The following is an 11,865-nucleotide window of genomic DNA, read 5'->3' on the forward strand; positions in this document are numbered from 1 at the left end:
CCTCGCGGCACCGGTAGGAAGAACTTTCACCCCGCAACGGGGCTGTTTCTTCCCACCCGGTGCCGCGCATCGGACTGGGTGAGGGCGCCTATAGGGAGCGTGCCAGAATGGCCTGCTTCACCTCAGCAATGGCCTTAGTAATCTGAATACCGCGCGGGCATGCCTCGGTGCAGTTGAAGGTGGTGCGGCAGCGCCACACGCCCTCTTTGTCATTGAGGATTTCAAGGCGCAGGTCTCCGGCGTCATCACGGGAATCGAAAATGAACCGGTGCGCGTTCACAATCGCGGAAGGACCGAAGTACTGACCGTCCGTCCAGAACACGGGGCACGAAGAGGTACACGCGGCGCACAGGATGCACTTTGTGGTGTCGTCAAACCGTGCGCGGTCCTCAATGGTCTGCAGACGCTCACGTTCCGGCTCATTGCTGTCATTAATGAAGAACGGCATGATTTCGCGGTACGCCTGGAAGAAAGGCTCCATGTCCACGATCAGGTCCTTCTCGCAGGGCAGGCCCTTAATCGGCTCGACCGTGATCGGCTTGGTCATGTCGAGGTCTTTCAGCAGGGTCTTGCACGCCAGACGGTTACGCCCGTTAATGCGCATTGCGTCCGAACCGCAGATGCCGTGCGCGCAGGAGCGCCGGAATGAGACGGACCCGTCCAGTTCCCACTTGATTTTGTGCAGCGCATCCAACACACGGTCGGTGCGGTACATCTGCATCTTAAAGTCGTCCCAGTACGCCTCGTCAGAGACCTCGGGGTTGTAGCGTCGCACCCGAATAGTCACGTCGTAGGTGGGGATAGCGCCGCCGTCGCCGCCGGTCATACCTTCAAAAAGCTTGACGGATTCCGGTTCAGGAAGTTCGTTTTCAGCCATTTTAGTACTTACGCTCCTTGGGCTCGTAGCGGGTGTAAATGACGGGCTTAGTGTCGAAGCGCAGGCCCTTCACGCCCTCAAACTCAGACTCGGGGTCAAGGTAGACCATGGAGTGCTTCATAAAATTCATATCGTCACGCTTGGGGAAATCCTCGCGGTAGTGGCCGCCGCGGGATTCCTGGCGGTGCAGGGCCCCTACCGACATGACTTTCGCCAGCTGCAGCAGGAAGCCCAGTTCCACAGCCTCCAGCAGATCAAGGTTAAAGCGTTTGCCCTTGTCCTGGATGGAGATGTTCTCGTAGCGTTCCTCCAGCTCACTAATGACTTTCAGGGCGCGGCGGATGGTCTCTTCGGTGCGGAACACCTGCATGTCGGCGTCCATGGTCTTCTGCAGGTCTGCACGGATAGCGCCGACCTTCTCGGTACCTTTGTTTTCACGCAGGGTATCCAACAGACCCAGCACGCGGTCAGCAGCATCATCGGGAACCGGCAAAAACTCTGCGGATGCGGCGTATTCGGCCGCTTTACGGCCCGCACGTTTACCGAACACGTTAATGTCCAGCAGCGAGTTGGTGCCTAGACGGTTCGCGCCGTGCACCGACACGCAGGCCACCTCACCGGCAGCGTACAGACCCTGTACGGTTTCTTCGCTGTTGAAGTACACCTCGGTCTCGTTATTCGTGGGAATACCGCCCATTGCGTAGTGCGCGGTGGGGAACACCGGGATCGGCTGGTGGTGCGGCTCAACCGCCAGGTAGGTGCGGGCAAACTCGGTGATGTCCGGCAGCTTCTCGTCAATGTGGGAGGGTTCCAAGTGGGTCAGGTCCAACAGCACATAGTCTTTGTTGGGTCCACAGCCGCGGCCTTCACGCACCTCATTCGCCATTGCACGAGCCACAATATCGCGGGGAGCCAGGTCTTTAATGGTGGGTGCATAGCGTTCCATGAAACGCTCGCCGTCAGAGTTACGCAGGATGCCGCCCTCACCGCGGGCGCCTTCCGTCACCAGAATACCCAGCCCGGCCAGCCCGGTGGGGTGGAACTGCACGAATTCCATGTCCTCCAACGGCAGGCCACTACGCAGGGCGATCGCCATACCGTCACCGGTGAGGGTGTGCGCGTTCGAGGTGGTCTTGAAGATCTTGCCGCAGCCGCCGGAGGCGAACACCACAGATTTTGCCTGGAAGACGTGCACTTCACCGGTTGCCAGGTCGTAGGAGACAACCCCGGCGGGGCGGGGGCGGCCTTCTTCATCTTTGACCATCACCAAATCGAGCACATAGTACTCGTTGTAAAACTCCACATTGTGGCGCACGCAGTTCTGGTAGAGGGTCTGCAGGATCATGTGGCCGGTGCGGTCGGCGGCGTAGCATGCGCGGCGTACCGCTGCTTTACCGTGGTCGCGGGTGTGACCGCCGAACCGGCGCTGGTCAATACGCCCCTCGGGGGTGCGGTTGAAGGGAAGACCCATTTTTTCAAGGTCGAGCACGGCATCGATGGCTTCTTTTGCCATAATCTCTGCCGCGTCCTGATCGACGAGGTAGTCACCGCCTTTGACGGTGTCAAACGTATGCCACTCCCAGTTGTCTTCCTCGACGTTAGCCAGTGCGGCGCACATACCGCCCTGGGCGGCGCCGGTGTGGGAGCGGGTGGGGTATAGTTTGGTCAGCACGGCGGTGCGAACTCGCTGACCCGCTTCGATGGCGGCGCGCATCCCGGCACCACCGGCGCCGACGATCACTACATCGTACTTATGTACCTGCATGATGTTCTTTCTTGTATCGAAAACTCTGTACGTGTGCTGGCCGTCGTTAGCGGGCGGCGCAGAAGCTGGGCAGCAGGTGGGATGCCGCGCCTGAGGGGCAGGGGTCGAAGGTGAAGATCGTGAGGGTTCCCACCAGAAGCACGAACGCCGAGGCGAGGAACAGAATAATCTTCAGCCACACGCGCACCCGGTCTTTTTCGGCGTAATCATCAATCACCACACGGATGCCATTAGTGCCGTGCAGCATCGCCAGCCACAGCAGCAGCAGGTCCCAGACCTGCCAGAACGGGTTGGCCCATTTACCGCCCACGAACCCGAAATCAATGGCGTGGATACCTTCCCCCACCATGAGGTTTACAAACAGGTGGCCGAAGATCAGCACCACCAGCAGAACACCTGAGAGGCGCATCCCCAGCCAGGCGAACATCTCAAAGTTATTGCGTTTAGAGGAGGAGCGGTTGTACTTGACGCCATCAATCTTGTTATCGCGGATGCGCGGGATGGCAACGCGGGATTTTAGCGGGGTAGCCATGGCTTAGTGACCTCCAATGTGGGCGAAAACGTTCGGCAGGTGGCGTACTGCAAAACCGGCAACAAAAATGACCCACAGCACCAGCACAACCCACAGGATTTTAATGTGGTTGTAGGTTGCTTTCTCGGAGGTCTCAATAATCCCGTCCTTGTTCGGCTTCTGAATGTGCTCAACCTTCGAGTTGGTGGCCGGGCCCCAGAAGTCAATGAGGATAATGCGGATACCGTTGAACGCGTGGTAGACAATAGCCGCAACGAGGGCCATCTCCCCCAAACCCATGATGGGGTTCTTGTATAGGCTCAGCACGCTGTTGTATGCCTCAGGGGAGATACGCACCACGGCGGTGTCGAGCACATGAACCAGTAGGAAGAAGAAAATGGCGATACCCGTTACGCGGTGGGCCACCCACGACCACATTCCATAGCGGCCGCGGTATAGGGTGCCCTTAGACATATTCGGCACTGAATAACCTCCTGTAGACCGCTGGAGAGCATCGGGGTCTGTGTGAAACCTCAGCGGGAAGCGCTCCCAGCGACAACCGTGAAATCATATTGTTGCTTACAAGATACCAGGTTCGCGCAGGGCTTATTGACACAATGTCGACTATATTAGACAGGTTAATTAGGTCATATCTCTTTAGCGATATCCTGTTCTGCAGCGAGTTCATGCGGAACTAACCTTAACCTTATGTGATAAAAATCTACTATCAGCAGCTGGCAAAAAGGTTTAAGAAACGAGAACATGACGCATCCCGCGATATTCTGTAATTGATGAATACTACACTTTCGCGTTTTCGACCGTTCATTCCAGCCGGGGGCGTCGGTTCCCGTCTCTGGCCTCTTTCCAGAGCACACGCCCCAAAATTTCTGCTCGACTTAACGGATTCGGGTAGTTCCCTCTTAAGGGAAACATATGACCGACTCATTGATTTGAGCAATGGCTCGCTCATGGTGGTCACTGGGGTCGCCCACGCAAACGCTGTCACTCAGCAGATTCCCGAGCTCCGCGCCGCCGATCTGGTTCTTGAACCCTCCCCGCGCGATTCCGCCGCCGCCATTGGGCTAGCCTGCGCTATCCTGCACCGCCGCGAACCCGATGCGATCATTGGCTCCTTCGCCGCTGATCACGTGATCAGCCCCGTCGACGAGTTCCAACGGGTCGTCATTGAAGCGGTAGAGACCGCCGCGACCGGAAAAATTGTCACCATTGGCATCACCCCCACCCACCCCTCAAGCGCTTTTGGGTATATTCACGCCCGGGAGTCGCTAGGGATTGAGCAGGCACCCCACGCCCTCGCCGTGGATTCTTTCGTTGAGAAGCCTGATGAGGCAACCGCCCAGAAGTACCTGGACTCCGGCGAATACGCCTGGAACGCGGGCATGTTCGTAGCCCCCGCCGAGTTAATGCTCAAACACCTTGCGGCCAACGAGCCCGAACTACATGCGGGTATTATGCAGATTGCTAACGCCTGGGACAGCCCGGAGCGCGAAGACATTATGGAACGAGTGTGGGGCACCCTGCCGAAAACCGCTATTGACTACGCGGTGGCAGAACCCGCAGCCGCAGCAGGCGATGTTGCCATGGTACCCGGCTCATTCAGCTGGGATGACGTGGGAGATTTCGACGCCGTGGCGCGCCTTAACCAGGAGAAAACCGGTGAGGATCTCACCATCCTTGGCGATAACCAGAATGTTCTTAACCAGGGCTGCAGCGGTATTGTCGTCTCAACAACGGACCGTAAAATCTCGGTGATTGGGCTGGACGATATTGTGGTGGTAGACACCGATGACGCACTGCTGGTCGCCCCGCGTTCGCAGGCGCAGAAAGTCAAGGAGGCGGTGAGCGAGCTCAAGGAGCGCGGACTCACCGAGCTGCTCTAAAATCTCACCAGCAAAAGTGCGCGGGGAAAGTATGCCCGGCTAAAGCGTACTCAGTAAAGCACGCCCGGGTACCCCCCCCCGACGAGCAGTGCGGGGTGCCCGCGCACTTTTGCCAGCGGCACATGCATAAGGCTCCCGTATCGGTCATATCAACCGAAGCGGGAGCCTTCAGCTTATTGTGTTCAGTCAGTGCCTTCGCGGCTAATGGCCGTGATCGCCCTCATGGCTTTCACCGTGCCCGTGGTCCTGAGTCGGGGCCGGTTTCGAGGATGATGTACCGCTTAGCTCATTTGGAGTCTGCGGCAGCTCAACGCTCACCAGGGTTTTGGGGGCCTTAGCATCTGCAATATTCACCGCGTGCAGCTTTTTCGTTGCTGGGTCGCTCACATAGGCGGTTTTACCATCCACCCACAGGGCCGGGCGCGGATCCTGCCACGTTTCAGATTCGCTCCAGGCATCCATGAGCTGTACCGAGCCGAGTTCAGAGCCGGTGGCCGGGTCAAAAATACGCAGTTTACCGTCGGTAGTTAGCAGCAGCGCCTCCCCCTGAGGCCCACGCCCTAATGACCGGAACGTGTAGCTTACCCCCTGCGGCAGGGAGTATACGGTGCGTTTTTTCGCCACAGTGTCGATAATGGCGAACTTCTCGGGGCGTTCCAGTTTGGCGTCTTTATCGGTCTTATAGTCCGCCAAAACATACTGCGAGTCGGCCGAGCCTGCCTGGTTCCCGGAACGCGAGTACGGGTTTTCAGGGTTGTTCACCTTGGTGAACGTGCCATCCCGGTAGATGAGCGCCCCGTCGGTGCACCCAACGGTAATCACACCGTCTTTGGCAATAGCCTCGCCGTGAACACCAGGGCATTCTTTATTCTCAGTAATAGTCTTGCCCTGAGCGTCTACCACAGCCGCACCGGTGCGGGTCTTCTCATCCCCTACCGACACCAGGTAATGCCCATCCGGCAGCGGAATGGCGAACCCGTGATGCGGTGCGGGCAGTTTCACCTGCTGGGTTTTCAGCTCGGAGGCGGTGCGTTTATTCACGGTCAAGTCGGAGGGGCTATACACCTCGAAAGTGCCGGTGCCGTCGGCAAAAGCGGCGCTCTTCCCATTATCGGTGATCACATGCCCGGTATGGTCCGCAGCTAACGACAGGGAGCTGAGGGTGGGGGTAGTCGTGTAGTAATGCGAGTGGTCCCCGTGCGGCACCGACCATGCCCCCGTGTCTAAGAACGCGTAACTGTTGCCATCAGCAACCACGAGGTGACGGTTATCCCCGGCGGGGGTAAGACGGAGGAACCCGTCTTTTTTAATGTCCTGCAGCAGCTTCATATCTTTAGCGTCGTATACGAGCACGCCGCCGTCATAGGTAACAGCTACACGACTGGAGGAGCCTTTGCTTTCGACGATGGGGGCTGCGGAGGTGCTGGCACTTGCCGATGAGCTTTCCGAGCTGGAGGCACTGGTACTAGTGGAGCTAGTACCCGAGGAGCATCCGCTGACTACCAGGGTAAACAGCGCCCCGAAACAACTAAGGGATGTTAAAAATTTTGTACGTGTGTTGCGCATGTGAACCACCATAACATAAATGAGAACCATTCTTCTAAACGGTTATACAGTGGCTCACCTCTCTCATAAATGGCTGTAGGGCAAGGCACCAAAAAGGCACGGGCGCATGCGCCCGTGCCTGACTAATATATTTCCGCTCTTTACGCCACGTTCTAAGAAGCCGTTATTCTAGGGCCAGGTCAATACTTCCCAGCAGCTCCCACTCCGCCCCGTCATAGGCGTAGGCGTGCAACGCATCCACCGCGAAAGAACGCTCAGCAGCAGGAAGCGCATCAAAAACAGTTTTTGCTTCAGCCACCTGCCCGGGACACAAGTTCTGGCCCAGCGTAATATGCGGCACGTACGGGAACGGTGTGGCACACTCCCCCAGCTCCCGCACGCACACCTGATGAAGCTGGTGCAGCGCATCCGCGCCGCAGTCAATCGACAGGTAATCCACCTCAGTCACCGGGCGGAAAGTACTCACCCCACCCACCTGCAGTCTGACCGTGCCGGTATCACCCAGGGCTTGCGCAAACTTTACCGACCGCCACCCGGCCTCGACCTTCTCACTGAGCTGCCCCACATACACGGTCACGTGTGCGCTGAGCCCCACAGCGATGTCCTGCTCACGCTTCCACCCCAGCAGGCGGGATGCCAAGGGGTCGGGCACATGCGCAATAAGGCTCAGGTAGCGCTGCCCCTCTTTCAGCGTCGGTGAGGGACGCCTCAAGCTGGCGGTGTATTCGGCGGTCACTGTCGGGCTCCTTCGGTTTCTGACGTATTAACCGGTTGCGTGGTTAGCCGCGTAGCGCGGGCAGGAACCCCACGCGGTCATAAACATTCTCAAGGGTAACGGTCGCTAACTCACGCGCCTTCTGCGCCCCAATAGCCAGCAGACGATCCAGCTCAGCGGGGTCTGCCACAAGTTCAAGGGTGCGTTCACGCATGGGTGATAGCTTCTCAACCGCCACCGCAGCCAGATCAACCTTCAGATGGCCGTACATTTTCCCCTCGTACCGGGCAACAATCGCGTCAATGCTCTCACCAGTCAGTGCAGAGTAGATCGACAGCAGGTTCGACACACCGGGTTTCGTCTCACGATCGTAGGCGATCACGGAACCATCATCAGTGACGGCGGATTTAATTTTCTTCGTGGTGGTTTTAGCGTCATCCAGTATTTTAATGAGGCCCTTCTCCGTTGTTGCCGACTTCGACATTTTTGAGGTGGGCTCCTGCAAATCGTAAATCTTTGCGGTCTCTTTCAGAATCGCCGCTTCGGGCACCACAAACGTCTCCCCAAACCGCGAGTTAAACCGCTGCGCCAGGTTACGGGTGAGCTCAAGGTGCTGGCGCTGATCCTCACCCACAGGCACCGCATCCGCCTGGTACAGCAGAATATCCGCAGCCATGAGCACCGGGTAGGTAAACAGCCCCACCGAGGCGTTGTCGGTCCCCTGTTTCTGCGCTTTGTCTTTGAACTGGGTCATGCGGGATGCCTCACCGTAGCCGGTCACGCAGTTCAACACCCACGCCAGCTGGGCGTGCTCAGGCACATGGGACTGCACAAAGAACGGGGACCGCGCGGGGTCGATGCCAGCAGCAATGTACTGCGCGGCGGTCACGCGGGTGCGCTCACGCAGCGCCGCTGGGTCCTGCGGAACCGTAATCGCGTGCATATCGGGGATGAAGAACAGGCATTCGTTCTTCGGGTCTTCCTGCATTTTCACCCAGTTACCGACCGCACCAATATAGTTGCCCAAGTGCAAGGAATCCGCTGAGGGCTGCGCCCCCGAAAACACGCGGGTGCGTCCTGCAGACGCGTTGGGGATATTGGTTGTATGAGACGTGGTGCCCTCAGGCAGGTTTTCCATGGTCATCCTTGTAGCTTTCTGGGGTGAAAATGCGGGGTTCGGGTACAGGGTTAGAGCTGGTAGTCTACCACCAGCGGCGCGTGATCGCTGAACCGCTCATCGTAGGAGGCGGCACGATCAACCGTCGCTTCCACGGCTTTCGTGGCGAGCGCTGGGGTAGCCATATGGTAGTCGATACGCCACCCGGCGTCGTTATCGAAGGCTTTGCCGCGGTAGGACCACCAGGTGTAGGGCCCGGGCGCCTCACCTGCGAGTTTGCGCGCCACGTCCTCATAGCCGATATCGCCGAAGAATTTATCGAAATATGCGCGTTCTTCGGGCAGGAAACCGGCGCGTTTCTGGTTTGCCTTCCAGTTTTTAATGTCGAGCTCGGTGTGCCCCACGTTGAGGTCTCCCACAATGAGCACGTGATCCGAGTGCTGAGCGAGTTCGGGCAGGCGCACGAGCATACGGTCGAGAAAGCGGTATTTGTCATCCTGGCGGGGCGTTCCAACCTCGCCGGAGTGCACGTAGGCGCTTACAACAGTGAGGGTTTCGCCGGTGGGCAGGGTGTAGTCCGCCTCAACCCAGCGGCCAGCGTCCGCAAAATAGTCGTCGCCGATCGTGGAGCGGGTAGCGACAGGCTGGTTCTTCAGAAGCTCACCGTTCGCATTGGGGTGTTTGCGGGTTGCCACCAGCACCCCGGCGCGTCCTTTGGCGGCGGCTTCGGCGTGCAGAATATTCCAGTCGTCTTCGTTGAGAAGTTCGCGCACGATCGTATCGGGAGCACGAACCTCCTGCAGGCAAAGAATATCAACGTCGCGGCCAGCAAGCCATGTGGCCATATCTTTCCGGTAGGCGGCACGAATACCGTTGACGTTCACGCTGGCGACACGCAGAGTTTTAGCGGCGCGACTCATTCTTCACCCCTCATTTCGTCGTTGACCATTCCCATCCCGTTGGATGCTGTGGTGTTAATAGTATCCAGCGCACGCTCAATCATGGTGCGGGACTGTTCCCCGTCTTCGTCCAGGTATTTGCTGATTTCCCGGGACTGTACCAGTACAATCTGAAAACTATGTGACAGTTTATCGGCGAGCATCCCATCCTGCTCTTCAGCTCGGGCGTGTGCCAGTGCCTTATAGCTGGCACGATTCGCCCGTACCGCAGAGAGAACCCCCACCACCAGGTAGCATGCCAACCCCAGCCACCCAAGAATCAGCCCGGCAAGTACCCAGCCGAGCACGGAATCGGCGGCTGCGATGGCGGCACCCAACAGCACCACAAGGATGAGCATACCCACCCCCGCACCGATCATGGCTTTACGTTCAGATGCCTGTGAGGCAGCATCGGGGTGAGCGTCGTGTGTGAGCATAGTATTCATTATGCCAGGAATGCACCGGTGCATCCGGTTCGGGCAGCAATTTTTGTCGTGATGCTGTACGGGTAAATATTTGCCCGGGAGGGTAGACTATGTTTTATGATCCCGATTAACCCTTCCGGCAGCAGCTTTGACGCCAACGAAACCCTCGGCGCAGGCAGAGACCCCCACGACAGCGAAACCACACACCCGGTGGATGAGGCTGAGCACCCTGTACACCCCGACGAGGCGGGCCTGCTGGCTCAGACACTGCCGCCCGTGCCCGGGCCGAAGTATGAGCAGGTGATTCGTCTGCTGGAGCAGCGCTACATTATCCCCGGCAGCCCCGGCGATAAGCTGCCCACTGAGCGGGCGTTGCAGCTGCAGTTTGGGGTGAGCCGTCAGACGGTGCGTAATGCCCTCAAATACCTGCTTGATAAGGGCCTGATCTATAACCAGCAGGGTTCCGGCACGTACGTCGCGGACCATTCACAGGCCAGCTTTATCCCGCGTATCTGCTCGTATGCTGAAGACATGAGCCGCCGCGGCATGGAGTCGTCTACGCGCATGATCGCTACCCGCTGGGTTGAGGCTGATGAGAGGATTTCTTCTAATCTGCTGGTGCCGGTCGGTTCACAGGTGCTGTATGCGCGGCGGTTACGGCTGGCCAATGGCACCCCGATCGGCTTTGAGCGGGTCTACCTGGTGCCTGATGCCGCCAGCACGGTGCTGGATCCGACGGTGTCGCAGGCGTTTGCGGGAGGTTCCCCGCAGGAGGAAGGCTCGGAGTACACGGTGGAGCACGGGCGGATGCGCATTGAGGCGTCCCTGTTCTCGGAGCAGGATGCCGCAGATTTTAATGGCTTCCCCACGGTGGGTGCCGCTGCGCTGCAGGTGACGCTCACCGGCTACACCGGTGAAGGCGAACCGGTAGAGTACAGCGTGACCCTCTATGAGTCCGCAGCGTATTTTTACGAGATGATTCTTTAGCTTCTTCGCAGCCGCAGCTTGTAGGCGGCAGAGCCCTCACACACGTTGTTCCTGCGTAACACCCGTTACCGGGGGTTGTGTACCCCGGCCGTGGGAGTATTACGCAGGAACAACTGTTGAGTGATGCGGCGAGGCAGTTAGCCTGCCTGACGTTCTGCGGTCTCCACAACGTTAACGAGCAGCTCCGCGCGGGTCATGGGGCCCACGCCACCGGGGTTCGGGGACACCCAGGACGCCTTCGCGGCTGCCTCGGGGGAAACGTCGCCGAAGAGTTTCTTCTTACCGGTTTCGGGGTCTTCGGCGCGGGAGACGCCCACATCCAGCAGGATTGCGCCGTCCTTCACCTGGTCTGCTTTCAGTACGTGCGGCACGCCCACGGCGGCGACAATCACGTCCGCCTGGCGCAGCACCTCGTCAAGGTTCTGGGTACCGGTGTGTGCCAGGGTTGCGGTGGCGTTGATTTCGCGGCGGGTCAGCAGCAGCCCCAGCGGGCGGCCCACGGTAATACCGCGCCCAAGCACCACAACGTTCTTCCCGTTCCAGTCGATGCCGTGGCGCTTCACCAGCTCAATCACGCCGTTGGGGGTGCACGGCAGGGGCGAGTCCAGCGGCTCTGAGACGTTCAGCACCAGCTTGCCGAGGTTGGTGGGGTGCAGGCCGTCTGCGTCTTTCTCGGGGGCGATCTTCTCCAAAATACGGTTAGTGTCCAGGTGCTTAGGCAGGGGAAGCTGCACAATGTAGCTGGTGCAGGCGGGGTCGTGATTGAGCTTATCAATCTCGGCTTCAAGCTGTTCCTGGGTGATGTCTGCGGGCAAATCCACGCGGATCGAGTTAATGCCGATCTCGGCGCAGTCGCGGTGCTTGGCGCCCACATAGGAGTGGGAGGCGGGGTCGTCCCCCACGAGTACTGTTCCCAGACCGGGGGTGATGCCGCGAGCTTTAAGCGCCTCAACGCGCTCAGTCAGCTCATTCTTAATGGCCGCGGCGGTGGCTTTGCCGTCGAGAATCTGTGGCATGATGAGTTCCTTCCTTGGTGTCATGCACCAGCCTGCAGGCCGGTGCC

At 58.8% G+C, this 11,865-nt stretch carries 12 protein-coding genes; 2 read left to right on the plus strand and 10 right to left on the minus strand.

Translation table 11 applies throughout. From position 1 onward, the window contains the following. Positions 1-88: 88 nt before the first annotated feature. From D8M41_RS06555 to sdhC, 4 genes are read right to left on the minus strand one after another with little or no spacing between them, the layout of a single operon-like run. The gene (locus D8M41_RS06555) at positions 89-877 is read right to left on the minus strand and encodes a succinate dehydrogenase iron-sulfur subunit (RefSeq protein ID WP_006888283.1); all 789 of its coding nucleotides are present in this window, start codon (positions 875-877) and stop codon (positions 89-91) included. 1 nt (position 878) lies between these two features. Next, a complete protein-coding gene (sdhA, locus tag D8M41_RS06560) occupies positions 879-2,642 on the minus strand; it encodes a succinate dehydrogenase flavoprotein subunit (protein WP_006888069.1) in 1,764 nt (587 codons plus the stop codon). Positions 2,643-2,688: 46 nt separating this feature from the next. Beyond that, the gene (locus D8M41_RS06565; RefSeq protein WP_006888205.1) at positions 2,689-3,174 is read right to left on the minus strand and encodes a succinate dehydrogenase hydrophobic membrane anchor subunit; all 486 of its coding nucleotides are present in this window, start codon (positions 3,172-3,174) and stop codon (positions 2,689-2,691) included. Between the two features lie 3 nt (positions 3,175-3,177). Beyond that, positions 3,178-3,636, minus strand: a complete 459-nt coding sequence (sdhC, locus tag D8M41_RS06570) for a succinate dehydrogenase, cytochrome b556 subunit (RefSeq protein WP_080727397.1) — start codon at positions 3,634-3,636, stop codon at positions 3,178-3,180. 308 nt (positions 3,637-3,944) lie between these two features. Between sdhC and D8M41_RS06575 the strand changes: the two genes are divergently transcribed. After that, a complete protein-coding gene (locus D8M41_RS06575) occupies positions 3,945-5,054 on the plus strand; it encodes a mannose-1-phosphate guanylyltransferase (RefSeq protein WP_037232861.1) in 1,110 nt (369 codons plus the stop codon). A 201-nt stretch (positions 5,055-5,255) separates the two neighbouring features. Here D8M41_RS06575 and D8M41_RS06580 read toward each other — a convergent pair whose 3' ends face one another. From D8M41_RS06580 to D8M41_RS06600, 5 genes are all read right to left on the minus strand, one after another. Then, a complete protein-coding gene (locus D8M41_RS06580; protein ID WP_126926626.1) occupies positions 5,256-6,620 on the minus strand; it encodes a hypothetical protein in 1,365 nt (454 codons plus the stop codon). Positions 6,621-6,783: 163 nt separating this feature from the next. After that, positions 6,784-7,356 (minus strand): 2'-5' RNA ligase family protein, encoded by a 573-nt coding sequence (locus tag D8M41_RS06585; protein ID WP_126926627.1) that lies wholly within the window; start codon positions 7,354-7,356, stop codon positions 6,784-6,786. 43 nt (positions 7,357-7,399) lie between these two features. Next, positions 7,400-8,479 (minus strand): tryptophan--tRNA ligase, encoded by a 1,080-nt coding sequence (gene trpS / locus D8M41_RS06590; RefSeq protein WP_126926628.1) that lies wholly within the window; start codon positions 8,477-8,479, stop codon positions 7,400-7,402. A gap of 44 nt (positions 8,480-8,523) precedes the next feature. Beyond that, on the minus strand, positions 8,524-9,372 hold the full coding sequence (locus tag D8M41_RS06595; RefSeq protein ID WP_126926629.1) for an exodeoxyribonuclease III: 849 nt from the start codon (positions 9,370-9,372) through the stop codon (positions 8,524-8,526). Next, positions 9,369-9,827, minus strand: a complete 459-nt coding sequence (locus tag D8M41_RS06600) for a hypothetical protein (RefSeq protein WP_232617545.1) — start codon at positions 9,825-9,827, stop codon at positions 9,369-9,371. The genes D8M41_RS06595 and D8M41_RS06600 overlap by 4 nt, the downstream gene beginning before the upstream one ends. Positions 9,828-9,932: 105 nt before the next feature. On the opposite strand from D8M41_RS06600, the gene D8M41_RS06605 reads away from it, so the two are divergent. Further along, positions 9,933-10,802, plus strand: a complete 870-nt coding sequence (locus tag D8M41_RS06605) for a GntR family transcriptional regulator (protein WP_126926630.1) — start codon at positions 9,933-9,935, stop codon at positions 10,800-10,802. Between the two features lie 137 nt (positions 10,803-10,939). On the opposite strand, the gene D8M41_RS06610 is transcribed toward D8M41_RS06605, so the two are convergent. Next, the gene (locus D8M41_RS06610) at positions 10,940-11,818 is read right to left on the minus strand and encodes a bifunctional methylenetetrahydrofolate dehydrogenase/methenyltetrahydrofolate cyclohydrolase (RefSeq protein WP_006888049.1); all 879 of its coding nucleotides are present in this window, start codon (positions 11,816-11,818) and stop codon (positions 10,940-10,942) included. Positions 11,819-11,865: the final 47 nt, after the last annotated feature.

The organism is Rothia sp. HSID18069, assembly GCF_003989155.1.
GTDB lineage: Bacteria > Actinomycetota > Actinomycetes > Actinomycetales > Micrococcaceae > Rothia > Rothia aeria.